Here is a 26,628-nt window from a genome sequence, read left to right on the forward strand (position 1 = left end):
AGCGTGCCCCTGCCCTGCGCACTCCTGCCGTGGTGTTCCGGGGTAGTTGCCAAGCCGCCCCGAGGGCGGCCCTGCATCTTCGCGCGCCGCTGACGCGCCTGGCGCCTATGCTCGCCCACCACACAGGGGGCCAGCGAGCGGGCACGCACATGGAAAAACTGTTCCGCGGCGGGCATTTCCTCATCATCCTGCTGTTCCTGCTGTGCGCGGCCGGGCTGATCTGCATGGCCGTGCTCGAGCTGTGGCACGGCCTGACCCCGGGCGGCGAACTGGTGGTGCGCGACCGCTTCAACGTGGTGCTGGAAGCGATCGGACTGCTCACCGTGGCGCTGGTGACCCTGGAACTGGGCCAGACCATCTACGAGGAAGAGGTGCAGCGCGACGTCAAGGTCAGCGGACCGACCCGGGTGCGTCGCTATCTGTCGCGGTTCTTCGTGGTCATCGTCATCGCCCTGGCGATCGAGACCCTGGTGTCGATCTTCGAACTGATGCACGACGATCCGTCCAAGCTGCCTTACGCGTCTGCCGTGGGCCTGTGCGCGGCGCTGCTGCTGGTCGCCTGGGGCGTGTTCGTCAAGCTCAACCGCAGCGCCGAGGAACTGGAGCCGGAAGCCATGGCCGAAGCCAAGCGCGAGGACGCGCAGGTCGATTGAGGCGGGTGGGCGCCACCCGGGCACGCCGACTCACGTTACCCACGTAGGAGCGGCTTCAGCCGCGAAGAATGGAAGCCCAACGCCGACTGACACCGTCAGGCGTCGGGACTGAAGTCCCTCCCACAAGAAAATGCCAACCCACTGCGTCCAGGCTCTCCAGCGGCACATCGGCCAGCACGTTCGCGTGGAGGAGCGGTATGGGCAACGGACCATCCGCCGCGATGCGTTGCCCGGTCGCGGCTGAAGCCGCTCCCACAAAAGACGCGTACAGCCAAGCGCGCCTTTACGCATCCCCAATCCCCAATCACGAATCCCCAAACACGAAACCCGCCGCGTCGACGTACTCAGCCCGGCATCGGCAAACGGAAGAATGTCCGCGCGGCAGCAGTGCTGGCCGCGGCGACCGTGGCCACCTCCTCACCACGGTCGCGCGCCAGCTCCTCGACGATGTGCGCCAGGAACGCCGGTTCGTTGCGGCGGTCCTTCGGCGTCGGCTTGAGCGTGCGTGGCAGCAGGTACGGCGCATCGGTCTCGATCATCAGCCGCTCGGCGGGAATGTGCTTCACCAGCTCGCGCAGATGCGCGCCGCGGCGCTCGTCGCACAGCCAGCCGGTGATGCCGATGTACCAGTCGCGGTCGAGGTAATCGAACAGTTCCTCGCGGCTGCCGGTGAAGCAGTGCACCACCGCCGGGCCGAGCTTGCCGTCGAACTGGCGCATCAGCGCCATGAAGTCGGCATGGGCGTCGCGCTGGTGCAGGAACAGCGGCTTGCCGCTGTCCACCGCCAGCTGCAACTGCCGCTCGAAGGCGCGGTGCTGCGCCGGCCGCGGCGAGAAGTCGCGGAAGTAGTCCAGGCCGCACTCGCCCACCGCCACCACTTCGGCATGCGCATGCAGCGCGCGCAGTTCGGCGTCGCACTCGGCGGTGTACTCCACTGCGTGGTGGGGATGCACGCCGGCGGTGGCGTACAGCACGCCCGGATGCTGCTGCGCCAATTGCAGCGCCAACGGCGAGTGCTCGCGGCTGGCGCCGGTGACCACCAGTTGCGCGACACCGGCGGCGCGGGCGCGCTGCAATACCGCGTCGCGGTCGCGGTCGAAGGACTCGTGGGTGAGGTTGGCGCCGATGTCGATCAGGGTCATGCGGTTGCGCGAGAATCAGCCGGGACAGCAGCCAATTGTACGGGCCACGCGCCTGTCGCCGCTCCCCGGCGGCGCGGCGGCCACGTATCCTTTGCCGATGACGTCCGCCGTGTTTCCGATCGATCCGCTGCTGCCGCAACTGCGCGACAGTCTCGCCGCCCATCCGCGCCTGGTGCTGGAAGCCCCGCCCGGCGCCGGCAAGACCACCCAGGTGCCGCCGGCGCTGCTCGACGCGCCCTGGCTGCAGGGCCGGCGCATCGTGATGCTGGAACCGCGCCGGGTCGCCGCGCGCAGCGCCGCCGCCTTCATGGCCCGGCAGCGCGGCGAGACGCCGGGCGAAACCGTGGGCTACCGCATCCGCTTCGAGAACAAGGTGTCCGCGCGTACCCGCATCGAGGTGGTCACCGAGGGCATCCTGACCCGCATGCTGCAGGACGACCCGATGCTTGAGGGCGTCGGCGCGCTGCTGTTCGACGAGTTCCACGAGCGCCACCTGGCCGCGGACCTGGGCCTGGCGCTGGCGCTGGACGTGCAGGCGCAGGTGCGGGAAGACCTGCGCATCGTGGTGATGTCGGCAACCCTGGACGGCGAGCGCCTGGCGCAGTTCCTCGACGCGCCGCGACTGTCCAGCGCCGGGCGCAGCTTCCCGGTGGAGATCGCGCACTTTCCCGCGCGACGCGAGGAATCGCTGGAGGCGCAGACCCGGCGCGCGGTCGAGCACGCGCTGCAGCAGCATCCGGGCGATGTGCTGGTGTTCCTGCCCGGGCAGCGCGAGATCGGGCGGGTGCAGGCGGCGCTGGAAGCGGCGGGGGTTGGCGGTGGTGCGGCGGGTGTTGCTCCAGCAGGTGCCGCGTCCGGCTCTACTCCAGCCGGCACCGCCTCCGGCGTACCCTCATCCGGCGTACCCTCATCCGGCGCTGCGCGCCACCTTCTCCCGGGGGGAGAAGGGAGCGGAGTGGAGGTCCTGCCGCTGCATGGCGAGTTGCCGGTGGAACAGCAGAGCAAGGTGCTGCAGCCGGATCCGCAGGGGCGGCGGCGCGTGGTGCTGGCGACCAACGTCGCCGAGTCCTCGGTGACACTGCCCGGGGTGCGCGTGGTGATCGACGCCGGGCTGGCGCGCGAGCCGCACTACGATCCCAACAGCGGCTTCTCGCGACTGGACGTGACCGCCATCGCCCAGGCCTCGGCCGACCAGCGCGCCGGCCGCGCCGGCCGTGTCGCCAGCGGCTGGACCTACCGGCTGTGGCCGCAATCGCAACGCCTGGAGGCGCAACGCCGCGCCGAGATCCTGCAGGTGGAACTGGCCGGGCTGGCGCTGGAACTGGCCGCCTGGGGCAGCGATGGCCTGCGCTTCGTCGATCCGCCGCCGGCCGGCGCACTCGCCGCAGCCCGCGAGCTGCTGCAGCGGCTCGGCGCACTCGCCGAGAGTGGTGCCATCACCACCAGCGGCCGGCGCATGCTCGCGCTGGGCACGCATCCGCGGCTGGCTGCGATGCTCCTAGCCGCTGGCGATGCGCGCGCACAGGCACTAGCCTGCGACCTCGCCGCGCTGATCGAAGCGCGCGACCCGCTGCGCCAGGGCGGCGATGCGCTGGCCGCGCGCTGGCGCGCCCTGGCCGCATTTCGCCGCGGCCGCGTGCCGCACGAAGCCAACCGCAGCGCGCTGGCGGCGATCGATGCCGCCGCCAAGCAGTGGCGACGGCGCCTGCGCAGCGACGCCGCCGCGCCGGACAGCGTGGAGGCGCACGAACTCGGCGATCTGCTGGCGCACGCCTTTCCCGACCGCATCGGCACGCGTCACCCCAGCGATCCGCTGCGCTACCAGCTGGCCAATGGCCGCAGCGTGCGCTTGTTCGACAACAGCGACCTGCGCGGCGAGCCCTGGCTGGTCGCCACCGAGCTGCGCCACGAGGCCAAGGACGCGCTGCTGCTGCGCGCCGCGCCGGTGGACGAGCGCTACCTGCGCGCGCAGTTTCCGCAGCGCTTCGCACAGGAAGACGTGGTGCGTTGGGACCCGGAACGGCGCGCGCTCACGGCGCTGCGCGAAACTCGTTTCGATCGCATCGTGCTCGACAGCCGCCCCGCCGGCCGGGTCGAGCCGGCGCAGGCAGCCGCGGCGCTGACCGACGCGGTGCGCGAATTGGGGCTGCAGGCGCTGCCCTGGAGCGAGAACCTGTCGCAATGGCGCGCACGGGTGGCGGGACTGCGCCAGTGGATGCCGGAACTGGAGCTGCCGGACCTGGGCGATGCCGCGCTGCTGGCCAGCCTCGACGACTGGCTGCGCCCGGCCTTCGCCGGCAAGACCCGGCTCGATGCGCTGAGCGAGGACGAGCTGGGCGAGGCGCTGAAGGCGCGGCTGCCGTGGGACAGCCGCCAGGCCATCGACCGCCATGCCCCGGTGCGCATCGCGGTGCCCTCGGGCATGGAACGGCGCATCGACTACAGCCTGGACCATGCCGGGCAACCGCAGCCGCCGGTGCTGGCGGTCAAGCTGCAGGAGCTGTTCGGCCTGGCCGACACCCCGCGCATCGCCGACGGCCGCGTGCCGCTGCTGCTGCACCTGCTCTCGCCCGGCGGGCGGCCGCTGCAGGTCACCCAGGACCTGCGCAACTTCTGGTCCAGCACCTATCCGGAAGTGAAGAAGGAAATGAAGGGTCGCTACCCGCGCCACCCGTGGCCGGACGACCCCTGGACCGCCACCGCCAGCCATCGCGCCAAGCCGCGTGGCACCTGAGCGCGCATCGAGGTCCGGGCGCACCCTCTCGCGGCGCGGCGCATTGTGCCTTTCACCCGCGTTGCGTATGTTGCGCTGGCAGAGATTTCCAAGGCGCCGCGGCGTTCTGGCATCACGCCGCGACAGCCCAGTCCGTTGGCCCCGGCAGCATCGTGTTGGTTCTTCCTGTCCGGGAAATCGCCGGTTTCACGACAACGCCGGCACATCACACAAGGCGACGCGCGCATGGCTCTGGACGGCGTGAAAATCCTCGATGGCGACTTGGCACACGATGCTTATGCGGCCGTGCTCGCGGCCGTTCAAGCCGGGCAACCGGGCACTGCCATCAGGAAGGCCTTCCCGCTGTTGCCTCGCAAGAAATTCGACGACCTCGACAACGAACTCTATCTCACCAGCACCGCGCTCGCCTATTGGGAGTCGGGCCTGCTGTCCGCGTCCGACGTAGCGGACCTGGAAACGAAAGTCTGGAGCCTCTTTAATGAAAAGGACTGGGTAGGTCTTTTCGGCGCCAGTGAGGGGAAGAAGCGCAAGACGCAGCTCCAGGCACTTTTCAAGAAACTCGGCAAGCCGCACGCCGTCGCCGAACCGAAACCGATTGAAGGCATCTTTCGGGAAGACCAAGCCTATGCCTTCGCGCTGGGCGGGGGACTGTTCGGCGCCTTTCTCTGCGTGGGAATCGAGTACGTCGGAAGCAAGATCTCCCGTTACTCGATCGTCTTCTTCGATTACCAAGGTCCCCTGCCCCGTCTGGACGATCTGAAAAACGCCAGGCTGCAGGGTGGATTCGTTGCCAGTGCCGGGGATCGCTCCTTCGTAGCCCGGCATCAGCCGGGAGTGGAGAGGCTCTGGCAATTCGCCGGCAACGAGACGCTCGGCGAATTCGGACTACACCAGAACACGATTCGGCACACGCATCTCCTGGACATCGGAACGGAGGCCTTCGTGGAGCTGGGACGCATCCAACTCCAGGCGTCGCTTAAAGCGATGAAGTCCTCCAGCGTGCTCGAAGCATTGGAGCATTTCCAGGAAGATCTGGAGATCGCGCTATCGGCGGCGGCCGCCTCACGGAAGGAATTGACTTTCTTCCCGGTCAGCCTGCTCGTCGATGCAGGAGCCTCAGGGTAGACGCCTCGCCACCGCGCCCCATTCATTCAGCCGGCAGACGAATCCACGGCGCCTCGCTAACGCCCCGTATACGGTAGGCGGGCGACACTGCAACCCTTCATTCCTGCCAGTAGGGGACGCCCATGAGCAAGCTGACCATCATCACCGATCGCGCCCTGGATCTCGCCAGCCACGCCGGCGACAGCCTCAAGCACTTCGGCCCGCAGGCGAACAAGTGGTTGCAGTCGGGCAAGGCGATGGGCGCGCTCAAGGCGGGCGCAGCGATGGGTGCAGTGAAGACCGGCTCCAAGGTCGCGCGCACCGCCGTGCGCCGCAACCCGGCCATCGCGATCGCCGCTGCCGCCGTGGGTGTGGGTCTGCTCGGCTACGCCATCTACCGCAAGCGCCAGCGCGACAAGGGCGCGCCGATCGAAGGCAATGCGCAGCGCATCGAAGCGGCCAACAAGCGCGGCAACGTGGGTGCGCGCCGCAGCGCCGCCAGCACCCGCGGCACGCGCCGCAATGCCGCAGCGCAGGACGCCACCGAAGAGTGAGATCCGCGCACTGCCGCTGACGGCAGCCGCCGCATGAAACGCAGCGACCGGGAGACATCCCGGTCGCTTTTTTATGGTTCGCCGCGCCTCTACCTTTCCAGCGCAGGAGCGGCTTCAGCCGCGACCGAGGCGTTACCGATGCGCTCCGGTCGCGACTGACGCCGCTCCTACGCGTCATTCGGCACAACACGCACTACAGCGCGCGCCAGGCCCCCGGCGCCAACCCGTCCAGACGGTGCGCGCCCATCGCCGCACGCACCAGGCGCAGGGTCGGCAGGCCGACCGCGGCCGTCATCCGCCGCACCTGGCGATTGCGGCCTTCGCGCAGCACGACCTGCAACCAGGCATCGGGCACGCTCTTGCGGAAGCGCACCGGGGGATCGCGCGGCCACAGCGATGGCGGCGCGTCCAGCAACGTCACCTCGGCCCGCGCGGTCGGGCCGTCGTTCAACAGCACGCCGTCGCGCAGGCGCTGCACCTGCTCCGGTTGCGGCGCGCCTTCCACCTGCACCCAGTAGGTCTTGGGCTGCTTGTGCCGGGGATCGGTAAGACAGTGCGCCAATGCGCCATCGTCGGTCAGCAGCAGCAAGCCCTCGCTGTCGTAGTCCAGGCGTCCGGCCGCATACACGTCGGCGGGCAGGCCGAACTCGGCCAGGGTGCGCCGCGGCGGCGTGCTGCGGTCGGTGAACTGGCACAGCACGTTGAAGGGCTTGTTGAAGGCGATCAGCATCGACGGGAACGGCGGCGGGCCTGCGCCGCACGGCGCGGCGCAGGCATTGTCCCATGCGTCCGCGCCGCGCCGCTCGTGCGCCGGCTCAGCGCTTGACGAATTTCAGGGTCATCCGGTCGCTCTCGCCGATCGCCTGGTACTTTGCATCATCGGCGGCCTCGTGCTGGTTGCTCGGCGGCAATGTCCATACGCCCCCCGGATAATCCTTGGTGTCGCGCGGATTGGCGTTGAGCTCGCTCTTGCCGGCCAGCTTGAAGCCGGCGGCCTCGGCCATGGCGATCACCTGCGCCTGACCGACATAGCCGCTCTTGTCGTCGGCCGGCACGTCGGCCTTGGCGCGGTGCTCGACCACGCCGAGCACGCCGCCGGGCTTGAGCACGTTGTAGAAGCCCTTGAACATGCCCTCGGCCTGGCCGGCCATGCGCCAGTTGTGCACGTTGCGGAAGGTCAGCACCAGATCGGCCGAGCCGGGCGGGCCGAACACCGGTGCGTTCGGCGCATACGCGACGATGCGCGCGTGGTCGTACTGCGCCGGCGCCGCGGCGAACTTCTGCTCCAGGCCGGCGCGCGCCTTCTGCTGGTAGTCGCGGCCGCGCCCTTCCGGCACGGCGGTCGGATCCACCACCGCAGCGATGTACTGGCCGTGCTCGCGCAGGTACGGCGCCAAGATCTCCGCATACCAGCCGCCGCCCGGGGTGACCTCGATCACCGTCTGGGTCGGCTTGATGCCGAAGAACGCCAGGGTCTGGCCGGGATGGCGGTAAGCGTCGCGGGCGACGTTGGCGCGGTCGCGCCAGCTACCGTTGATCGCCGCCTGCAGGGACGCGTCCGGCGCCGGCAGCGTCGCGGTGTCGGCAGGCTTGATCGCTTGCGCGGCAGGGGCGAGCAAGGCGGTGGCGACGGCCAGAGTACAGGCGCAGGCGAGCGAGGTTCGAAGCGTCATGGCAGGCATCCGCAAGAGGAGGTGGGGCGAGCCTAGCATGCGGCCCGACAAGCCCGAATGTTGCGCTCCCGTTAGCGCGAATCACGCCGGCGGAACGCTGTTTTCGCGAGCATTGGCCGATCCTTCGACCCCCGGCGACTATCCTGTCGCCTTTCCCCACAGTGGAGCGTTTTCCATGCTGCACACGCGCGAACTCGGCCGCTCCGGCCTGCATGCGGCACCGCTGGCGTTCGGCGGCAACGTGTTCGGCTGGAGCGCCGACGCCAAGACCTCCTTCGCCCTGCTCGATGCCTTCGTCGAGGCCGGCTGCAATCTCGTCGACACCGCCGACATCTACTCGGCCTGGGTCCCCGGCAATCGCGGCGGCGAATCGGAAACGCTGATCGGACAGTGGCTCAAGCGCAGCGGCAAGCGCGACAAGGTGCTGATCGCGACCAAGGTCGGCAAGTGGGCCGAACGCCCGGGCCTGTCGGCCGACACCATCGCCGCCGCCGCGGAGGACTCGCTGCAGCGCCTGCAGACCGACGTCATCGATCTGTACCAGGCGCACGCAGACGACGATTCGGTGCCGCTGGAAGCCACGCTGGCGGCGTTCGGGCGGTTGATCGAACAGGGCAAGGTGCGCGCCATCGGTGCTTCCAACTACAGCGCCGCGCGCCTGCGCGAGGCGCTGAACGTCTCCGCGCAATATGGCCTGCCCCGCTACGAGACGCTGCAGCCGGAGTACAACCTGTACGACCGCGCCGGCTATGAGGCCGAGCTGGAGCCGCTGGTGCGCGAACAAGGCCTGGGCGTGCTGTGCTACTACGCGCTGGCCAGCGGCTTCCTCAGCGGCAAGTACCGTCAGGCCGAAGACGCGGGCAAGAGCCAGGCGCGCGGCGCCAGCGTGGTCGCGCGCTATCTCAACGCGCGCGGCCTGCGCATCCTCGCCGCGCTCGACGACATCGCCGGCAAGCATGGCGCCGCGCCCACGCAGGTGGCGCTGGCCTGGTTGATGGCGCGGCCCGGCATCGTCGCGCCGATCGCCAGCGCGACCAGCCTGGAGCAGCTGCAGGACCTGCTCGCCGCCGCACGCCTGCAGCTGTCGGCCGAGGACATCGCGCAATTGAATACCGCAAGCGAGGAAACCGCATGACCGCCCCCACCCACACCACCCGCATCGTCCTCGCCTCGCGTCCGCAGGGCGCACCGGGCACCGACAACTTCCGCACCGAACAGGCGCCGCTGGCGCCACCCGGCCCCGGCCAGGTGCTGCTGCGCAACCGCTGGCTGTCGCTGGACCCGTACATGCGCGGGCGCATGAGCGATGCGCCGTCCTACGCGCCGCCGGTGCAACTGGGCGAGACCATGGTCGGCAGCACCGTGGCCGAGGTACTGCACTCCAATTCCCCCGACCATGCGCCGGGCGATCTGGTGCTGGTGCAGAACGGCGGCTGGCAGACCCATCTGGTCGTCGACGGCGCCAGCCTGCGGCGCAAGCTCGACCCCAACTCGCCGCTGCCGCCGAGCACCGCGCTGGGCGTGTACGGCATGCCCGGCTTCACCGCCTACGCCGGCCTGCACGAGATCGGCAAGCCGCAGCCGGGCGAGACCGTCGCGGTCGCCGCGGCCACCGGCCCGGTCGGCGCCACCGTGGCGCAGATCGCCAAACTGCGCGGGGCGAAGGTGATCGCCATCGCTGGCGGTGAGGATAAGTGCCGCTACCTGCGCGAGGAACTGGGCGTGGACGTGGCCCTGGACCACCGCGCCAAGGACTTCGCCGAGCAGTTGCGCGCCGCCGCGGCCGACGGCATCGACGTGTACTTCGAGAACGTCGGCGGCCACGTGTTCGATGCGGTGCTGCCGCTGCTCAACGATTTCGCGCGGGTGCCGGTGTGCGGCACCATCGCCACCTACAACGCCAACGGCGCCTTGCCACCGGGGCCGGACCGGATGCCGGCACTGATGGGCCAGGTGCTGCGCCAGCGCCTGACCCTGCGCGGCTTCATCGTCGGCGACTTCGTCAAGCTGTACCCGGAGTTCCTGCGCGAGATGGGCGCCTGGCTGGCCGACGGCCGCGTACGCTACCGCGAGCACGTGGTGGACGGTCTGGAAAACGCACCACAGGCCTTCATCGACATGCTGAGCGGCGGCAACTTCGGCAAGCTGGTGGTGCGGCTGGGCGACTGAGGCCGCAAGGCCCTAGGCTGGTTCGTCTGTGGGAGTCGACTGTCATGCGACCACGACGAACGGAGTAGACGGACGATCTACCTCGGAATCAGTCGGGACTGATCCCACAAAAAGGGACAAGAGTCCCTCCCCACATCCCGCCCGGACACCGATCATCGCGAGTCGCTGTAGGAGTCGCGATCGCTTGGTTTCGGCTGTTGCTTTTGCCCTTGTTTTTGACTTACCGGGTTCCCTTCCGAAGCAGCGGCCAGCGCGGGGAAACACCCGAAGGGCGGCGTACATGGATGTACGCCGTCCGCGGCAGGGGCAGGATGCCCCTTCCGCGGATCCCCGTGATGGACGCGGACCCGGAGCGCGCAGCGCGGAGGGCGCAGCGCGGAGGGCGCAAGGCAGGGCGCGCTTTCTTTTGGTTACTTTTCTTTGCGCGAGCAAAGAAAAGTAACTCGCCCGTAAGGGCGAAAGCCTTTGCTTTCGCTTGAGATTTGCGTGTCGGACGAAAAAGAACCGCAGGAGCGGCTGCCGCCGCGCCCACCTGCTTCCGCGGCATCGACGCCCGCAGGCGCAGCCACTACCATCGGACGCATCGCCGCCGCCGCCGCTTCCATGTCCGAGTCCCCGCGTCCCCCTCGCGCACGCCGCACCGCGCGTGCCGTCACCGCCCCCACCCCGCCGGAGCGCGGCCTGGCCGCGGAGCTGATGCGGCGCATCGGCGAATGCGAAGGCGATCCGAACTTCATGACCTCGCTGGCACGCGGTCTGGCCGTGCTCAGCGCCTTCGGCCAGCACAGCCGCGACGTCAGCATGGCCCAGCTCAGCGCCGATACCGGCATTCCGCGCGCGGCGGTGCGGCGCGTGCTGTACACGCTGGAGAAGCTCGGCTACGCCGGCACCCACGGCCGCGGCTACGTGCTGCTGCCGCGCGCGCTGGGCATCGGCAGCGGCTACCTGTCCACCGCCGCGCTGTCGGTGGCGGCGCAGCCGGTGCTGGACGCGCTGCGCGACACCCTGCACGAGTCCTGCTCGCTGGGCGTGCTCGATGGCGACGACCTGCTGTACGTGGCGCGTGCGGAAACCGTGCGGATCATGTCGATCGGCCTGCGCGCCGGCAGCCGCCTGCCGGCGTACTGCACCTCGATGGGCCGGGTACTGCTGGCGGCGCAGCCGGGCGACACCTTGAACAGCTATCTGGAGCGCAATCCGCTGCGCCCGCGCACCGAACGCACCGTCACCGACCGCGCGCAGTTCCAGGCCCTGCTCGAGCGCGTGCAGCGCGACGGCTACGCGGTGGTGGACCAGGAACTGGAGATCGGCCTGCGCTCGGTGGCGGTGCCGGTGCGCAACCGCCAGGACCGCGTGGTCGCCGCGCTCAACGTCGGCAGCTCTGTGGCGCGGATGACCCTGGGCAGCCTGCAGAGCACGGTGCTGCCGGCGCTGCGGCATGCGGCGCAGCAGTTGAGTCGGGTGCTGGACTGACCCGCATCCGCCCCTGCGGGGCACCTTTCCCTCCGACGAAACAAGGGATAAGCCCCTCTCCCCCCGGGAGAGGGGTTGGGGTGAGGGTCCGGCACGCGCCGCGATCTGGCCGATACCACGCATCTGCCGAAGCAACGCAACGTGTCAGCCACGCGTCGCATCGTGTCGTTCGCGGCGCTCGGTGCAGCGGACCGCGTGTCACGATCATTCCCAGCCGAGCCGCAACAGCGGCGCCGGGCTCAATCCGTCCCTTCGGCGGCCTGCTCGGCCAGGATCGGCGCGGCCAGGGCGAAGGCGTGGTTGGCCGCAGGCACGCCGCAATAGATCGCCGCCTGCAGCAGCACTTCCTTGATTTCGTCGGCGTTGACGCCGTTGTTGCGCGCGGCGCGCACGTGCAGCTTGAATTCTTCGTCGTGGCCGCGTGCCACCATCATCGCCAGGGTCAGCAGCGAGCGCGTGTGCCGCGGCAGGCCCTCGCGGGTCCACACCGTGCCCCAGGCGGTACGGGTGATGAACTCCTGGAATTCCTTGGTGAACGGCGTGCGCGCGGCCAGCGAGCGGTCGACGTGGGCATCGCCGAGCACCGCGCGGCGCACCTGCAGGCCGGCGGCGTAGCGTTCGTTCTCGTCCATCGGGGCGACTCCTGAAAGGTGGGAAAAGCGGGCGCTGACTACTGCAGCAGGAAGCGCAGCAGCGCGTCGTTGAAGGCGTGCGGCGACTCGACGTTGCACAGGTGGCGGCCGTGCACCTCGGCCTCCTCGCCCTGCGCCACCTGCGCGGCGATGACCTGCAGATCGGCCGGCGGACACACCGGATCGTCGTGCCCGGCCACGGCCAGCACCGGCACGCCGATCTCGCCCAGGCGCGCGCGGAAGTCGGCCTCGGCCAGCGCCTGGCAGCAGCCGATGTAGGCCTGCGCATCGGTGGCGCGGAAGCTGTCCAGGATCGCCTCGACGGTCGCCGGCTGCGCTTCGGCGAAGGCCGGGGTGAACCAGCGCGTGCGGGTGCCTTCGCACAGCGGCGCCAGGCCTTCGGCGCGCACCTGCTCGATGCGCGCCTGCCAGCTCTCGGCGCTGCCGATTTTGGCTGCGGTGGCGCACAGGGTGAGGCTGAGCAGGCGCTCGCCCGCGTGCAGGCCCAGCCACTGTCCGGTCAGCCCACCGATCGACAGGCCGCAGAAATGGCTGCGCTCGATCGACAGCGCATCCCAGAGCGCCACCACGTCGCCGCCGAGGTCGGCGATGGCATAGGGCGCCGGCGGGGTGGTGGACGCGCCATGGCCGCGACGGTCGTAGCGCAGCACGCGGAAGTGCGGCGACAGCGCGGCGATCTGCGCGTCCCACATGTGCAGGTCGGTGCCGAGCGAGTTGCACAGGGTCAGCCACGGACGGCCTTCGCTGCCGTCGATGCGGTAATGCAGACGATGCGTGGGCAGGTCGAGGATGGGCATGGGCGGCGCTCGCAGGGAAAGTGGAAGGGGCCGTCGCGGCATGGAACCGCGCGGCACCGGCAAGTCTAGAACGTGGCGCCGACGCTGCGGCAGACGGGCACGGCGCGACGGCTCACGCGCGCGCCTGCGCGGCGAGCACGCGCTCGATCCACACCGTCGCCATGCCGCGCCAGCTGTCGCTGGCGAACAGCGCATCCAGTTGCGCCGGCGCCAGCACCGCGGTCACCTGCGGTTCCTCGGCCAGCACCACGCGCAAATGCTGCTGCGTGGCCAGCGCACGACGCACCGCGGTTTCCACCAGCGCATGCGCGGCGGCCTTGCCCAGGTGCGCAGCCAGGGTCACCGCCACCGCCTCGGCGTAGAGCAGGCCGCCATGGCTGTCCAGATGCGCGGCCATGCGCGCGCGGTCCAGTTCCAGGCCCTCGACCAGCACGCGCACCTGGGCGAGGCTGCCGGCGCTCAGGCGCACCAGTTCCGGCAAGGTTTCCCATTCGGCATGCCAGCCGCCGACGGCGCGCTCGTGTTCCTGCGGCAGCGCCGCGAACAAGGTCGCCAGCAAGCCCGGCGCGCGCGTGGCCGCGGCGATCGCGACCACGCAGCCGACCGGATTGCGCTTGTGCGGCATCGCCGAGGAGCCGCCCTTGCCCGCCGCGGCGGGCTCGAACGCCTCGGCCACTTCCGACTGCATCAGCAGGGCGACGTCGCGGCCGATCTTGCCAAGGCTGCCGGCGAGCAGCGCGAACGCCGCGCCGATCTCGCCGATCCGGTCGCGCGCCGCGTGCCAGGGCAGCGCCGGCAACGGCAGCCGCAATTCCTCGGCCAACGCCTCGGCCACGGCCAGGCCCTGCGACTGCAGCGCAGCCAGGGTGCCGGCGGCACCGCCGAACTGCAGCACCAACGCATCCTCGCGCAGCGCCTGCAGGCGTCGGCGGCTGCGCTGCAGCGCGTCCAGCCAACCCGCGGCCTTCAGCCCGAAGGTCACCGGCACCGCCTGCTGCAACAGGGTGCGCCCGGGCAGCCCGGTGTCGCGCTCGCGCTGCGCCAATGCCGCCAGCGCCGTGCACAGCGCGTCGAGTTGCGCTTCCACATGGTCGAGCGCGGCGCGCAGCTGCAGCACCGCGCCACTGTCGATGATGTCCTGACTGGTCGCGCCCCAGTGCACCCAGCGCGCGGCGTCTTCATCGGCGGCGGCGACCTGCGCGGTGAGCGCCTTGACCAGCGGAATCGCCGGATTGCCGGCCAATGCGGTGGCGGCGGCAAGCGCCGGCAGGTCGTAGCGCGCGGCATCGCAGGCGGCGGCGATCGGCGCCGCTGCGTCGGCAGGGATCACGCCGCAGCGTGCCTGCGCGCGCGCCAGCGCCGCTTCCACGTCGAGCATGGCCTGCAGGCGCGCGCGGTCGTCGAACAGCGCATCGACGGCCGGATCGCCGAACAGCGGACGCAACAGGGACTCGGAGACGCTCATCGGTTCGTAGGCGGTGGAGAGATCATGCAGCGTAACCGCTGCAGCCTGTGCGGGATGTCGCTGCGCTCAGTAGCGGAAGAACACGGTCTCGTGCTCGCCCTGCATGCGCACGTCCCACTGGTAGCGGTTGGGCGCCAGCGGTTGCGCGATCAGGGTCGAGCGGCGCTCGGCCGGCACCTGCGCCAGGATCGCGTCGCCCTCCAGGTCGTCGTCGCCGAAATACAGCCGGGTCGGTGCGGCGCGCAGCAGGCCACGCATGAACACCAACACCACCAGGTGCGGCGCCTGCAGGCCCTTGGGCCCGGCGACGCGCCCGGGCTTGACCGTGCGGAAGGCGAAGCGGCCCTGCGCGTCGGTCGGTACCCGGCCCCAGCCGTGGAAGGCGGGATCGTGTTCGCCGCGGCGCGGATCGGCGGCATGGTCGTAGATGCCGGCGGCATCGGCCTGCCAGATCTCCAGCAGCGCATCGCCGACCGGTGCGCCGTTGCCGTCGAATACGCTGCCGGCGATCTCCACGTGGGTGCCCTGCGCCTGCGCCGGCGCGATCTCGGTGCGGTACAGCGGCTCCAGCCCGATCCGGTAATAGGGGCCCACCGTCTGCGAAGGGGTTGCCTGGAAACTCATCGCCTCACTCCCAAGGGGTCTGCTTGCGTCCGCGCAGGACGATGTCGAAACGGTAGCCCAGCGCGAACTCGTTGGCGGTGGTCTCCCAGTCGAACGCGGAGACCATGCGCTCGCGCGCCTTGGGATCCTCCACGCAGTTGAAGATCGGGTCGAACGCCAGCAGCGGGTCGCCGGGGAAATACATCTGCGTGACCAGGCGCTGGCCGATGCCGTCGCCGTGCAGCGAGAAATGGATGTGCGCCGGGCGCCAGGCGTTGTAGTGGTTGCGCCACGGATAGGCGCCGGGCTTGATGGTGGTGAAGCGGTAGCGGCCGTGGTCGTCGGTCAGCACTTGGCCGGTGCCGATGAAGTTGGGATCCAGCGGCGCGTCGTGCTGGTCGCCGGCGTGCAGGTAGCGGCCGGCGGCGTTGCACTGCCACACCTCGACCACGCTGTTGCGCACCGGCTTGCCGTTCTCGTCGAGCAGGCGCCCGCTGACGATGATGCGCTCGCCCAGCGGCGCACCGGGGAAGCCGGCGGTGAGATCGGCGGCGTGTTCGCCGAGGGTGGTGCGGTCCAGGGTCGGGCCGGTCGCTTCGGACAGGGTCAGCGGGATCGCGATCGGATCGCGGGTCGGGCCGCGCGCGCCGGTGGAGGCGTAGGGCGGGTGCAGGTAAGCCGGCTGCGTCCCGGGGTACGGGCGGCGATAGCCGAGCAGGGGATCGATGGGGGTGTCGTCGCGCATCGTGCGGTCTCGCTGGCTCCGCGCGGAGCCGGTTGGCTGGAAGAATGATGCAGGCGTGCGGGGCGCAGCGTCGATGGGGCGAGCGGCTACAGCCGCTCGATCGCCAGCGCCACGCCCTGGCCGACGCCGATGCACATGGTCGCCAGACCGCGGCGACCACCGCTGGCCTCGAGCTGGCGCAGCAGGGTCAGGGCGAGGCGCGCGCCGCTCATGCCCAGCGGATGACCGAGCGCGATCGCGCCGCCGTTGGCGTTGACGTGTGCGGCATCGTCGGCGACGCCGAGTTCGCGCAGGCAGGCCAGGCCCTGCGCGGCAAACGCCTCGTTGAGTTCGATCGCATCGAAGTCGCCGATGGACAGCCCCAGCCGCGCCAGCAGCTTGCGCGTGGCCGGCACCGGGCCGATGCCCATGTAGGCCGGCTCCACGCCGGCACTGGCGAAGCCCAGCACGCGTGCACGCGGGGTCAGGCCCAGCGCCTGCACCTGCGCGTCGCTGGCCAGCAGCAGCGCGGCGGCGCCGTCGTTGATGCCCGAGGCATTGCCGGCGGTGACCGTGCCGGGCTGGCGGAAGATCGGCTTGAGCCTGGCCAGCGCCTCGAGTGTGGTGTCGGCGCGCGGATGCTCGTCGACACCGACCTCGATGGTCTCGCCGCGCCTCCTTCCCGGGGCGGTCACCGGCACGATCTCGCCGTCGAAGAAACCGGCGGCCTGCGCGGCGGCGGTGCGCTGCTGGCTGCGCAGGGCGAAGGCGTCCTGGTCCTCGCGCGAGATGCCGTAGCGTGCGGCCACGTTCTCGGCGGTCTCGCCCATCAGCTCCACGCCATACAGTTGCTGCAGCTTCGGATTGACGAAGCGCCAGCCCATGGTGGTGTCTTCGAGCTGCTGGTTGCGGGCGAAGGCGCTGTCGGCCTTGCCCATCACCCACGGCGCGCGCGACATCGACTCGACGCCGCCGGCGATGGCCAGGCCCAGCTCGCCGGCGCGGATGCCGCGCGCGACGGTGCCGATGGCATCCAGGCCAGAGCCGCACAGGCGGTTGACCGTGCTGCCCGGCACGCCGAACGGCAGGCCCGCCAGCAGCAGGCTCATGCGCGCGACGTTGCGGTTGTCCTCGCCGGCCTGGTTGGCGCAGCCCAGGTAGACGTCGTCGAGTTGCGCCGGATCCAGCTGCGGCTGCCGCGCCAGCAGCGCCTGCAGCGGCACCGCGCCGAGGTCGTCCGCGCGCACCCCGGCCAGGGCGCCGCCGTAGCGGCCGATCGGCGTGCGAACGCCGTCGATGATGTAGGCCTCGTTCATGCCGCCTCCGTGGAATCGGCCAGGGTCAGCGCCAGCCCGGTGGCCTGGCGCAGGTCGTCCAGGCTCACGCCTTCGACCAGTTCGAGCACGCGCGCGCCGTCCGGCCCGAGCGCGAACACGCCCAGGTCGGTGTACACCCGCGAGACGCAGCGCAGTCCGGTCAACGGATAGCTGCAGGCGTTCACCAGCTTGGGCTCGCCGCGCTTGGTCAGCAGCTCCATCATCACGTAGACCTGCTTGGCGCCGATCGCCAGATCCATCGCGCCGCCGACCGCAGGGATGGCATCGGCCGCGCCGGTGCTCCAGTTGGCCAGGTCGCCATGCACCGACACCTGGAACGCGCCGAGCACGCACACGTCCAGGCGCCCGCTGCGCATCATCGCGAACGAGTCGGCGTGGTGGAAATAGCAGCCGCCGGTCAGCAGCGTCACCGGCTGCTTGCCGGCGTTGATCAGGTCCAGGTCCTCCTGCCCCGGCGGCGGCGCCGGCCCCATGCCGAGCAGGCCGTTCTCGCTGTGCAGGAAGATCTCCTTGTCCGCCGGCAGGAAGTTGGCCACCGCGGTCGGCAGGCCGATGCCCAGGTTGACGTAGGCGCCCTCGGGGATGTCGCGCGCCACCCGCGCAGCCAGCGCGTTGCGGTCGATGCCGCGCCCGTTCAATGCGTGCATGCGCCCTCCTGTGAGGTGGCCACCGCCACCACGCGTTGCACGAAGATGCCCGGCGTCACCACCGCTTCCGGGTCCAGTGCGCCGAGTTCCACCACTTGCTCCACCTGCACGATCGCGCAGGTCGCGGCCATCGCCATCAGCGGGCCGAAGTTGCGCGCGGTCTTGCGGTACACCAGGTTGCCCCAGCGGTCGCCGTGGTGCGCCTTGATCAGCGCGAAATCGGCGCGGATCGGATACTCCAGCACGTAGTGGCGGCCATCGATCTCGCGGGTCTCCTTGCCGGCGGCCAGCTCGGTGCCGTAGCCGGTCGGGGTGAAGATCGCGCCCAGGCCGTTGCCGGCCGCGTGGATGCGCGCGGCCAGGTTGCCCTGCGGCACCAGCTCCAGTTCCAGCTCGCCGGCGCGGTAGGCCGCGTCGAAGTGCTGCGAGTCGCTCTGCCGCGGGAACGAGCACACGATCTTGCGCACGCGCTTGTGCTTGATCAGCGCGGCCAGCCCGGTCTCGCCGTTGCCGGCGTTGTTGTTGACGATGGTCAGCTCGCGCGCGCCCTGCGCGATCAGTGCATCGATCAGCGCATCGGGCATGCCCGCAGTACCGAAGCCGCCGATCATCACCGTGGCGCCATCGTGGATGTCGGCCACTGCGTCGGCGCACGAAGCCAGGGTCTTGTCGATCATCGGCGCCGCTCCGCCGTCGCCGGCCAGGGGCACAGCGCACAGGGGCGCAGGCGCATTACGGGGTCTGCCACGACATCCTCCTCCAGGTCGCTTCGGGAGGCCACGTTAGGCCCGCTCCGGCGGGCGGTCAATCCGATTATCGGATGCATAGTTCGATAAACGAACAATTTAACGATGTGGCAACGGCGCGCCGGCTCATCCCTGTTGTATACATTCGGCCATCGCCGCGTATCGGGCGATGGCGTAAAGGCAGCGCCAGCTCGCCCTCCGCCCGCAACACGCAAGGATCTTCCCCAGCCTGTTGTATACACAATCGAGGTCGCCGCCATGCAGTCGTCCGCTCCGGCATTTCCGCTCAATGCCTGGTACGCCATCGCCTGGGATCACGAGGTCAAGCACGCGCTGCTGCCGCGCAAGGTGTGCAATCTGGACATCGTGCTGTACCGCACCAGCAGCGGCCGCGTCGCCGCGCTCGAGGACGCCTGCTGGCATCGGCTGGTGCCGCTGTCGATGGGCCGGCTGCGCGGCGACGACGTGGTCTGTGGCTATCACGGCCTGGTCTACGACACGAACGGGCGCTGCGTGCACATGCCCTCGCAGGACACGATCAACCCGTCCGCCTGCGTGCGCCGCTTCCCCACCGTGGAACGGCACCGCTACGTCTGGGTGTGGCCGGGCGATGCGGCGCTGGCCGACCCCGCACTGGTGCCGGACCTGCACTGGAACGACGACCCGGCCTGGGCCGGCGATGGCCGCACCATCCACGTCAAGTGCGACTACCGGCTGGTGCTGGACAACCTGATGGACCTGACCCACGAGACCTTCGTGCACGGCTCCAGCATCGGCCAGGACGAGGTCGCCGAGGCGCCGTTCGACGTGGTCCACGGCGAACGCAGCACGGTGGTCTCGCGCTGGATGCTGGACATCGACCCGCCGCCGTTCTGGGCCTGGCAGATCGAACATGCGCACGGCTACCGCGGCAAGGTCGACCGCTGGCAGATCATCCGCTTCGAGGCGCCCTGCACCATCGCCATCGATGTGGGCGTGGCGGTGGCCGGCAGCGGCGCGCCGCAGGGCGACCGCTCGCGCGGGGTCAACGGCTACGTGCTCAACACCATCACCCCGGAAACCGATCGCACGTGCCACTACTTCTGGGCATTCGCGCGCAACCATTCGTTGCACGAGCAGTCGATCACCACGCGCCTGCGCGACGGCGTCAGCGGTGTGTTCGGCGAGGACGAGCTGATCCTGGAAGCGCAGCAGCGCGCCATCGACGCGCATCCGGACCACGTGTTCTACAACCTCAACGTCGATGCCGGCGGCATGTGGGCGCGGCGGCTGATCGAGCGCATGGTCGCCGCCGAGCAGCGCAACCAGGACCTGCAGCTGCGCATGGTCGGATGAACCGCCGCCAGGATCCCGGAGCCACCGCCATGTCCGCCGCGCATCCGTTCCGCTCCAGTGCCGCGCAGACCACCCGCGCCCTGCTGGAAGTGCGCGAGCTGATCCTGGCCGGCGCCCTGCCCGCCGGCGAGCGCCTGTCCGAGGTCGCGCTGGTGGAGCGCCTGGGCGTCTCGCGCACGCCGGTGCGCGCCGCCCTGCAGCGACTGGCCGAGGAAGGCCTGGTGCAGCCGCTGCGTGGCGGCGGCTACGCGGTGCAGGCGTTCGACGAGGCCGATGTGGACGACGCCATCGAACTGCGCGGCACCCTGGAAGGGCTGGCCGCGCGCCGCGCCGCCGAGCGCGGTGCCGAGCCGGCCTTGCTGGCGCGGGCGCAGGCGCTGCTGGCGCAGATCGACGCCGTGCTGGCGTCGCGACCGCTGAGCGAGGACGCCTTCGCCCGCTATGTGGACTGCAATGCGCAGTGGCACGCGCTGCTGTTCGAGATGGCCGGCAGTGCGCTGCTCTCGCGCGAGTTCGCGCGCGTCGCGCAACTGCCGTTCGCCTCGCCCAGCAGCTTCGTGCTCGAACGCGGCCAGGCGGCCACCGTACTGTCGATCGCGCAGGACCAGCACCGCCAGGTGCTGGATGCGATCGTGCGCCGCGAAGGCGCACGCGCCGAAGCGTTGATGCGCGAACACGCGCGACTGGCGCAGCGCAACGCGCATCACGCCCTGCACGACCAGAACGCGCTTGGGCAGATTCCCGGCAGCCGCCTGCTGCGGCGGCGTCCACCGGCCTGAGTGCGGCGTAAGCCTCCTTCCCATCTCCCCCTCCCGCCTGCCGGACCCCGCCATGCGCAAAGACACCCAGTGGACCACCGCCCGCGTCGTCGCCATCGCCACGCCGTGCCAGGACGTGCGCGAGATCGTGCTTGATCCCGGCCGCGCCAGCCGCCCGTTCACCGTGGGCAGCCATCTCGACGTGCGCGTGCGCATCGGCGAGACCTGGCACGAACGCTCCTACTCCCTGGTCGGCGAGCCGGCCGCCGACGGCCACTACCGCATCGCGGTGCGCGCGGTGCCGGACAGCCGCGGCGGTTCGCGCGCGATGTGGGCGCTGGCGCCGGGCGACCAACTGGAGATTTCCTCGCCCAACAACCACTTCGCGCTGGACGAGACCGCCGAACACATCGTGCTGGTCGCCGGCGGCATCGGCATCACCCCGATCCTGGGCATGGCGCAACGGCTGGCACGCGGGCGCATCCCGTTCCAGGTGCTCTACGCCGGCCGCAGCCGTGCCAGCATGGCCTACCTGGAGCATCTGCAGGATCTGCTCGGCGAGCGCCTGCAGCTGTTCTGCCCGGAGCATCTCGGCCAGCTCGAGCTGGCGGCGCACATCGCGCAATGGCCGCGCAACGCCGACGTCTACGCCTGCGGCCCGCTGCCGCTGCTGGACGAACTGCGGCAACGCTGGCGCGACGACGGCCGCGCGCGTGCGCGCCTGCATTTCGAGACCTTCGGCAACAGCGGCAACGCGCCGGCGCAGCCGTTCGTGGTGCAGGTGCCGGCGCTGGGCAAGACCGTACAGGTGGCCGAGAACGAGTCGCTGCTCGATGCGCTGAGCGCGGCCGGCGTGGAAGTCATGGCCGACTGCCGTCGCGGCGAATGCGGCCTGTGCGTGGTCGAGGTGCTGGATGCGGCGGCCCCGCTGGACCACCGCGACGTGTTCCTCAGCGACGAACAGCGCCACAGCAACCGCAAGTTGTGCGCCTGCGTCTCGCGTGCGCTCGGCGGCAGCGTCAGCATCGACACGGGCTACCGCGCCGACGCGTTCTGACGCCTGCGCGCATCCCCTTCGCAGCACGCAGGCGCCGTCCACGGGGGTGGACGGCGCCTGCCAGCGATCAACGCGCGCGACACGACCTCACTTGGTCGCCGCGTCCCAATGCTCCTGGATCTTGCCGTTCTGGATGCGGAACATGTCGAACCAGGTGGTGGTGTAGGTCTTGCTGGCGTCCTTGGGATCGGGCAGCGTGCGCACCGACACCAGGGTCACGTAGTCGCCCTCGGCCAGGATCGCCACCAGCGGCAACTGCACGCGCGGCCGGATCGGCGTCGGCTTGACGAAGGAGGTCAGGAACGCCAGGAACGCATCGCGGCCGTTGGCCACGTTCGGGTTGTGCTGGATGTAATCCTTGGCCATGTACATCGGCGCATATTCGGTGTGCCCAGCTTCGAACACGATGCGCCAGAAGTCGTAGACCAGGCGCTTGTTGGCGGTGGTGCGCCAGTCCTCGCCGTGCAGCAGCTGCGCGTGGTTGGGATTGGCGGTGACCGCGGTCTGCGCGAACGCGGACGCGACCGGGAGCGCAAGCAGCAGCGCCAGCAGACAGGCCTGAAAACGGATCTTCATGGAAGACTCTCCGATGGGGGAACAGGGGGAATGCGCAGTGCCGCTGCGCTATCGCGATGCGCGGCAACGTCGGTACCGGCGCGGCTGCAGCGTAGCAACGCGCCGCGCCTCCGCGAGGCAGGAAATCGCGAAAATCACGCGGATTTACCGGCTTTTTTTCCTGGTCTGGGAGAATCGCCACAGTTACCTCGATATCAGAAATGGCGCGGCAACACGCACCTGAAGGTGCGCATGCAGTGCATGGCGCCGCGATGTGTTGGCGCTCTGCACCCTCATCCATCGGCGCGCCTGATCGCCGTCATCGATCGCAATGACCGACGGCTCTTCTGTCGAGAGTGGGAATTCGGAATTCGGGATTGAAAGAAAGCGGAGAAAGGACACCATCGACGTGCGCAGGGGAACCGGGACGCGGCTTTACGAATCCCCAATCCCGACTCCCCAATCCCCCCGCTAAAGCGCCAACGGCAATCCCGCGTAATTCTCGGCAATGGTCGCGCGTCCGGCGGCGCTGCCGAGCAGGTAGTCCAGTTCCGCATCGTGCAGGCGCCGGCTGAACGCGTCCTCGTCCGGGAAGCGATGCAGCATCGTGGTCATCCACCAGGAAAAGCGCTCGGCCTTCCACACGCGCTGCAGGGCCAGTTCCGAGTAGCGCTGCAGCGGCGCGTCGCTGCGCTCCTGCTGCGCCTGCGCGAACAGGTGCGCGAGCAGGCCGACATCGCCGGCCGCCAGGTTCAGCCCCTTGGCGCCGGTCGGCGGCACGATGTGCGCGGCATCGCCGGCCAGGAACAGGCGGCCGTACTGCATCGGCTCGGCGACATAGCTGCGCAGCGGCGCGATGCTTTTCTCCAGCGACGGACCGGTGACCAGCGCCTGCGCCACGTCGTCGGGCAGACGCCGACGCAGTTCGTCCCAGAAGCGATCGTCCGACCAGTCCTCCACCCGCTCGTCCGCCGGCACCTGCACGTAGTAGCGGGTGCGGGTGGGAGAACGCATGCTGCACAGCGCGAAACCACGCGCATTGCGCGCATAGATCAGTTCGTCGGCCACGGGCGGAGTGTCGGCCAGCACGCCCAGCCAGCCGAACGGATAGATCCGCTCGTACACACGCAGCACCTCGGCCGGGATCGCGCGGCGGCTGACCCCGTGGAAGCCGTCGCAGCCGACCACGTAGTCGCAATCCAGGCGCTGCGTGACGCCATCCTGCACGAAGCTCAGCCACGGCTGCAGCCCGGCGATGTCGTGCAACTGCACATCCTCGACGGAATAGAGGGTGGCGGCGCCGGCGGCGCGGCGTGCGTCCATCAGGTCCCGGGTCACTTCGGTCTGGCCGTAGACGGTGACCGCACGGCCACCGGTCGCCGCACTCAGTTCGATGCGTTCGCGGCGCTGCTCCAGCGCCAGTTCGAAGCCGTGGTGGACGATGCCTTCGCGCCGCATGCGCGCGCCGGCACCGGCGGCGCACAGCAGGTCGGCGGTGCCCTGCTCCAGCACGCCGGCACGGATCCGCGACAGCACGTGTTCCGGCGTCTGCCGCTCGACGATGACGGTGTCGATGCCGTGGCCGTGCAGCAACTGCCCGAGCAGCAGCCCGGCCGGGCCGGCGCCGACGATGGCGACCTGGGTACGCATACGTCCTCCGAAGGATGGGACAGACCCACAGTGTTCCGGTTGCGGCGTGCCGAGGACATGGATCATCGCGACCGATTCCGGTACTTTTCGCCGATGCCCCGCAATGCCTCCGCCGCTGTCGCGTCGCCCGCCACGGTCCCGGCCTTTCGCCTGTATGGCGAGACCGGCGACAGAGGGACATCGGACCTGTTGCACTGGGAATCCATCGCCGCGCGCAGCCGCCTGCACGACTGGCATATCCGCCCGCACCGCCACGGCGATCTGCTGCAACTGCTGTATCTGCAACGCGGCAGTGCCGGCCTGCACTTGGACGGAACGCAGCAGCGCCTGCGCGGGCCATGCCTGCTGCTGTTGCCGCCGCTGTGCGTGCACGGCTTCCGTTTCCAGCGCAACGTGCGCGGCCATGTCGTGACCGTGTCGGCGCCGCTGCGGCAGCGCCTGGCGGCGCAATGGCCGAATCTGGACGAAGCGCTGGCGCGGCCGCTGTGCCTGCCCGCCGGCGATCAGCAAGCGATGCTGGACGCCTGCTTCGCCGCCATCGCCGCCGAACACACACAGCACCGCCCCGGCCGCGAGCCGATGCTGCAGGCGCTGGTCACGCAGGCCTTGCTGTGGGCGGCGCGCGGCGCGCTGGCGGATGCCCATCGCGATCCGCACGATGCCGACCGCGGCGCGCGCCACGTGCGCGCCTACACCGCGCTGATCGACGCGCATTACCGCGAGCATTGGCCGCTGGCCCGCTATGCCGACCGGCTCGGGCTGAGCCGCAGTCATCTCAACGCGCTGTGCCGGCGCCTGGCCGGCGCCTCGGCGCTGGAACTGTTGCAACGACGGATCATGCTCGAGGCACGGCGCAGCCTCGTCTACACCACCTTGACCGTGCAGCAGCTGGCCGAAGTCCTGGGTTATGCCGATGCGGCGTACTTCAGTCGCTGCTTCCGGCGGCATGCGGGGTGTTCGCCGATCCAGTTCCGGCAGCGTGCGCAAGGGTGACACGACCCGCAGCCAGTACGGAGATCGCGGTGCGGTCGCTTTACTGTGGGAGGGACTTCAGTCCCGACGCGTGATCGATGATCGACCAGTCCCGCTTCGTTCGTCGCAGCTGAAATGGCGAGTCACCGCAGAAGCGTCGGGACTGAAGTCCCTCCCACAATGCAGTGTCGGCGCCGGTGCCGGTGCCAGGGCCCTATTGGCCGCGCGTAGCTCAACACGCACGCAACGGGACAATCATCTCTCCCGCAATCAATGCATCCACGAGCACAACCGGGCGCCACATCGACGCCCGGCGACTTGCTCTCAGAACGGATACTGCGGCGCGCTGTCCTGGATCGTCACCCACTGCCAGTGCGTGTACTGGCCCCAGTCGGCCGGGCCGCCCATGCTGGTGCCGTTGCCGGAGGCGCCGGTACCGCCGAACGGATTGGTGACTTCGTCGGCCACGGTCTGGTCGTTGATGTGCAGCAGGCCGGTGTGCAGGCGCTCGCCCAGCGCCATCGCGCGACCGACCGACGCCGACAGGATGCCGGCGGACAGGCCGTACTCGGTCTGGTTGGCCAGCGCCACCGCCTCGTCGTCGCTGTCGAAGGCGATGACGTTGGCGACCGGGCCGAACACTTCCTCCTCGAACGCCGGCATGCCCGGCTGCACGTTCGACAGCACCGTGGCCGCATAGAACAGGCCGTCGTGGGTGCCGCCGGCCTCGACCACGGCGCCGGCCGCCACCGAGGCATCGACCACGTCCTTGACGTGCTGCAGCTGGCGCTGGTCGATGATCGGACCGAGTGCCACGTGGGCGGTGGCCGGGTCGCCAACCGGCAGGTGCCGTGCCTTCTCCGCCAGGCGCCGGGTCAGTTCGGCGGCGATGCTGCGCTGGACCAGCACGCGACCGGTGGCCATGCAGATCTGGCCCTGGTGGAAGTACGCGCCGAAGGCGATCGCCGACACCGCCTTGTCCAGGTCGGCATCCTCGAGCACGATCAACGAGTTCTTGCCGCCCAGTTCCAGCGCGGTCTTCTTCAGGTGCTTGCCGGCCAGTTCGCCGATACGGCGGCCGGCGGCAGTGGACCCGGTGAACGCGATCATCGGCACGCCCGGCGCCTCGACCAGCGCCTGGCCGGCATCCGCACCGCCCGGCAGCACGTGCAGCAGGCCCTTCGGCAGGCCGGCCTGCTGCAGCACCTCGGCGATGACGAAACCGCCAGCGTACGGCGTGCGCGGATCGGGCTTGAGCACCACCGCATTGCCCACCGCCAGCGCCGGCGCCACCGAACGCAACGACAGCACCAGCGGGAAATTGAACGGCGAGATCACCCCGACCACGCCCAGCGGCAAGCGTCGCGCCAGGCTCAGCCGGCCCGGCGCGGTCGGCAGCACCTGGCCCTGCGCCTGCAGCGGCATCGCCGCGGCCTGCTGCAGCAGCACGATCGCCTCGCGCACCTCGTGCTCGCCCTTGGGCAGGATGCCGCCGGTCTCGCGGGCGATCAGCGCCGCGGCCGCCGCCGCATGCTGCTGCAGTACCTGCGCGGCGCGATGGAACACGGCCGCGCGCTCGCGCGGCGGTGTGGCCGCCCAGGCGCGTTGCGCGTCGCGCGCCTGCGCTACCGCCGCGGCCACGTCGGCGGCATTGGCCTGGCCGACGCGGTGCAGCGGCGTGCCGCTGCCCGGTTCGATCACCTCGAGGACGCCGCCCTGGGCGGCGACCCACTCGCCGTTGAAGATGCGCTCGCTCCAGGTGGATGCGGCGGCCAGGGGTTCGGTGCTGTGCATGCTGTGTACTCTCGTGGAAAGAGGAAGAAAGAG

Annotated in this window: 25 protein-coding genes and 2 pseudogenes; 13 read left to right on the forward strand and 14 right to left on the reverse strand. The window is 70.1% G+C overall.

Annotation, left to right across the window (positions count from 1 at the left end):
• Positions 1 to 107 precede the first annotated feature (107 nt).
• Positions 108 to 653 carry a hypothetical protein gene (locus SLW52_RS07105; RefSeq protein WP_320739843.1) on the forward strand — a complete coding sequence of 182 codons (546 nt, stop codon included), beginning with the start codon at positions 108 to 110 and terminating at the stop codon, positions 651 to 653.
• Between the two features lie 344 nt (positions 654 to 997).
• Here the strand turns inward: SLW52_RS07105 and SLW52_RS07110 are convergent, their stop codons facing one another.
• Positions 998 to 1,795 (reverse strand): TatD family hydrolase, encoded by a 798-nt coding sequence (locus SLW52_RS07110; protein WP_320739845.1) that lies wholly within the window; start codon positions 1,793 to 1,795, stop codon positions 998 to 1,000.
• A 97-nt stretch (positions 1,796 to 1,892) separates the two neighbouring features.
• Between SLW52_RS07110 and SLW52_RS07115 the strand changes: the two are divergent.
• From SLW52_RS07115 to SLW52_RS07130, 4 genes and pseudogenes are all read left to right on the forward strand, one after another.
• Positions 1,893 to 2,597, forward strand: a pseudogene (locus SLW52_RS07115) (DEAD/DEAH box helicase); the annotation flags it as partial.
• 153 nt (positions 2,598 to 2,750) lie between these two features.
• Positions 2,751 to 4,529: pseudogene (gene hrpB, locus SLW52_RS07120) on the forward strand (ATP-dependent helicase HrpB); the annotation flags it as partial.
• Positions 4,530 to 4,754: 225 nt separating this feature from the next.
• The gene (locus tag SLW52_RS07125) at positions 4,755 to 5,654 is read left to right on the forward strand and encodes a hypothetical protein (protein ID WP_267124196.1); all 900 of its coding nucleotides are present in this window, start codon (positions 4,755 to 4,757) and stop codon (positions 5,652 to 5,654) included.
• A gap of 122 nt (positions 5,655 to 5,776) precedes the next feature.
• On the forward strand, positions 5,777 to 6,187 hold the full coding sequence (locus SLW52_RS07130) for a hypothetical protein (RefSeq protein WP_017908157.1): 411 nt from the start codon (positions 5,777 to 5,779) through the stop codon (positions 6,185 to 6,187).
• Positions 6,188 to 6,380: 193 nt separating this feature from the next.
• Here SLW52_RS07130 and SLW52_RS07135 read toward each other — a convergent pair whose 3' ends face one another.
• Positions 6,381 to 6,917 (reverse strand): pseudouridine synthase, encoded by a 537-nt coding sequence (locus SLW52_RS07135; protein WP_320739847.1) that lies wholly within the window; start codon positions 6,915 to 6,917, stop codon positions 6,381 to 6,383.
• A gap of 85 nt (positions 6,918 to 7,002) precedes the next feature.
• Positions 7,003 to 7,860 (reverse strand): class I SAM-dependent methyltransferase, encoded by an 858-nt coding sequence (locus SLW52_RS07140; protein ID WP_043094171.1) that lies wholly within the window; start codon positions 7,858 to 7,860, stop codon positions 7,003 to 7,005.
• A 175-nt stretch (positions 7,861 to 8,035) separates the two neighbouring features.
• Here SLW52_RS07140 and SLW52_RS07145 point away from each other — a divergent pair, with 175 nt between their 5' ends.
• The 3 genes from SLW52_RS07145 (at position 8,036) to SLW52_RS07155 (ending at position 11,502) form a co-directional block, all read left to right on the forward strand.
• Complete coding sequence (locus SLW52_RS07145) at positions 8,036 to 8,995, forward strand: aldo/keto reductase (RefSeq protein ID WP_320739848.1); 960 nt, start codon at positions 8,036 to 8,038, stop codon at positions 8,993 to 8,995.
• Positions 8,992 to 10,029, forward strand: a complete 1,038-nt coding sequence (locus tag SLW52_RS07150) for an NADP-dependent oxidoreductase (RefSeq protein ID WP_320739850.1) — start codon at positions 8,992 to 8,994, stop codon at positions 10,027 to 10,029. Before SLW52_RS07145 ends, SLW52_RS07150 begins: the two co-directional genes overlap by 4 nt.
• A 603-nt stretch (positions 10,030 to 10,632) precedes the next feature.
• Entirely contained in the window at positions 10,633 to 11,502 is an 870-nt protein-coding gene (locus SLW52_RS07155) for an IclR family transcriptional regulator C-terminal domain-containing protein (protein WP_279361883.1), read from the forward strand.
• A gap of 239 nt (positions 11,503 to 11,741) precedes the next feature.
• Here the strand turns inward: SLW52_RS07155 and pcaC are convergent, their stop codons facing one another.
• From pcaC to SLW52_RS07195, 8 genes are all read right to left on the reverse strand, one after another.
• Positions 11,742 to 12,134, reverse strand: a complete 393-nt coding sequence (gene pcaC, locus SLW52_RS07160; RefSeq protein ID WP_320739851.1) for a 4-carboxymuconolactone decarboxylase — start codon at positions 12,132 to 12,134, stop codon at positions 11,742 to 11,744.
• Positions 12,135 to 12,172: 38 nt separating this feature from the next.
• On the reverse strand, positions 12,173 to 12,952 hold the full coding sequence (gene pcaD / locus SLW52_RS07165; RefSeq protein ID WP_267101533.1) for a 3-oxoadipate enol-lactonase: 780 nt from the start codon (positions 12,950 to 12,952) through the stop codon (positions 12,173 to 12,175).
• Between the two features lie 112 nt (positions 12,953 to 13,064).
• On the reverse strand, positions 13,065 to 14,417 hold the full coding sequence (locus SLW52_RS07170; RefSeq protein WP_320739852.1) for a 3-carboxy-cis,cis-muconate cycloisomerase: 1,353 nt from the start codon (positions 14,415 to 14,417) through the stop codon (positions 13,065 to 13,067).
• A 66-nt stretch (positions 14,418 to 14,483) separates the two neighbouring features.
• The gene (gene pcaG, locus SLW52_RS07175; protein ID WP_320739853.1) at positions 14,484 to 15,041 is read right to left on the reverse strand and encodes a protocatechuate 3,4-dioxygenase subunit alpha; all 558 of its coding nucleotides are present in this window, start codon (positions 15,039 to 15,041) and stop codon (positions 14,484 to 14,486) included.
• A gap of 4 nt (positions 15,042 to 15,045) precedes the next feature.
• Positions 15,046 to 15,765, reverse strand: a complete 720-nt coding sequence (gene pcaH, locus SLW52_RS07180; protein ID WP_209231246.1) for a protocatechuate 3,4-dioxygenase subunit beta — start codon at positions 15,763 to 15,765, stop codon at positions 15,046 to 15,048.
• An 86-nt stretch (positions 15,766 to 15,851) separates the two neighbouring features.
• The gene (pcaF, locus tag SLW52_RS07185; RefSeq protein WP_320739854.1) at positions 15,852 to 17,060 is read right to left on the reverse strand and encodes a 3-oxoadipyl-CoA thiolase; all 1,209 of its coding nucleotides are present in this window, start codon (positions 17,058 to 17,060) and stop codon (positions 15,852 to 15,854) included.
• The gene (locus SLW52_RS07190) at positions 17,057 to 17,728 is read right to left on the reverse strand and encodes a 3-oxoacid CoA-transferase subunit B (protein WP_017908145.1); all 672 of its coding nucleotides are present in this window, start codon (positions 17,726 to 17,728) and stop codon (positions 17,057 to 17,059) included. The genes pcaF and SLW52_RS07190 overlap by 4 nt, the downstream gene beginning before the upstream one ends.
• Positions 17,716 to 18,405: a 3-oxoacid CoA-transferase subunit A gene (locus SLW52_RS07195; protein ID WP_267103473.1), complete on the reverse strand. Its 690-nt coding sequence runs from the start codon at positions 18,403 to 18,405 to the stop codon at positions 17,716 to 17,718. The genes SLW52_RS07190 and SLW52_RS07195 overlap by 13 nt, the downstream gene beginning before the upstream one ends.
• A 327-nt stretch (positions 18,406 to 18,732) precedes the next feature.
• Between SLW52_RS07195 and SLW52_RS07200 the strand changes: the two genes are divergently transcribed.
• Genes SLW52_RS07200 through SLW52_RS07210 form a run of 3 tightly spaced genes read left to right on the forward strand, consistent with a single transcriptional unit; the run spans position 18,733 to position 21,624 of the window.
• Positions 18,733 to 19,809, forward strand: a complete 1,077-nt coding sequence (locus SLW52_RS07200) for an aromatic ring-hydroxylating dioxygenase subunit alpha (protein ID WP_152235702.1) — start codon at positions 18,733 to 18,735, stop codon at positions 19,807 to 19,809.
• 29 nt (positions 19,810 to 19,838) lie between these two features.
• Positions 19,839 to 20,588 (forward strand): GntR family transcriptional regulator, encoded by a 750-nt coding sequence (locus SLW52_RS07205; protein ID WP_320739855.1) that lies wholly within the window; start codon positions 19,839 to 19,841, stop codon positions 20,586 to 20,588.
• A 52-nt stretch (positions 20,589 to 20,640) separates the two neighbouring features.
• Positions 20,641 to 21,624 (forward strand): PDR/VanB family oxidoreductase, encoded by a 984-nt coding sequence (locus SLW52_RS07210; protein WP_209245261.1) that lies wholly within the window; start codon positions 20,641 to 20,643, stop codon positions 21,622 to 21,624.
• Between the two features lie 87 nt (positions 21,625 to 21,711).
• On the opposite strand, the gene SLW52_RS07215 is transcribed toward SLW52_RS07210, so the two are convergent.
• Positions 21,712 to 22,200: a nuclear transport factor 2 family protein gene (locus SLW52_RS07215; RefSeq protein ID WP_152235705.1), complete on the reverse strand. Its 489-nt coding sequence runs from the start codon at positions 22,198 to 22,200 to the stop codon at positions 21,712 to 21,714.
• On the opposite strand from SLW52_RS07215, the gene SLW52_RS07220 reads away from it, so the two are divergent.
• On the forward strand, positions 22,199 to 22,423 hold the full coding sequence (locus tag SLW52_RS07220) for a hypothetical protein (protein WP_320739856.1): 225 nt from the start codon (positions 22,199 to 22,201) through the stop codon (positions 22,421 to 22,423). The genes SLW52_RS07215 and SLW52_RS07220 overlap by 2 nt on opposite strands.
• A gap of 227 nt (positions 22,424 to 22,650) precedes the next feature.
• Here SLW52_RS07220 and pobA read toward each other — a convergent pair whose 3' ends face one another.
• Positions 22,651 to 23,829 (reverse strand): 4-hydroxybenzoate 3-monooxygenase, encoded by a 1,179-nt coding sequence (gene pobA, locus SLW52_RS07225; RefSeq protein ID WP_295935213.1) that lies wholly within the window; start codon positions 23,827 to 23,829, stop codon positions 22,651 to 22,653.
• Positions 23,830 to 23,922: 93 nt separating this feature from the next.
• On the opposite strand from pobA, the gene SLW52_RS07230 reads away from it, so the two are divergent.
• A complete protein-coding gene (locus SLW52_RS07230) occupies positions 23,923 to 24,822 on the forward strand; it encodes a helix-turn-helix domain-containing protein (RefSeq protein WP_320739857.1) in 900 nt (299 codons plus the stop codon).
• Positions 24,823 to 25,125: 303 nt separating this feature from the next.
• Here the strand turns inward: SLW52_RS07230 and SLW52_RS07235 are convergent, their stop codons facing one another.
• Positions 25,126 to 26,595: a benzaldehyde dehydrogenase gene (locus SLW52_RS07235; protein ID WP_295907038.1), complete on the reverse strand. Its 1,470-nt coding sequence runs from the start codon at positions 26,593 to 26,595 to the stop codon at positions 25,126 to 25,128.
• Between the last annotated feature and the right edge of the window lie 33 nt (positions 26,596 to 26,628).

Origin of the sequence: Xanthomonas sp. LF02-5 (assembly GCF_034105325.1) — a bacterium.
Taxonomy (GTDB): Bacteria; Pseudomonadota; Gammaproteobacteria; order Xanthomonadales; family Xanthomonadaceae; genus Xanthomonas_A; species Xanthomonas_A sontii.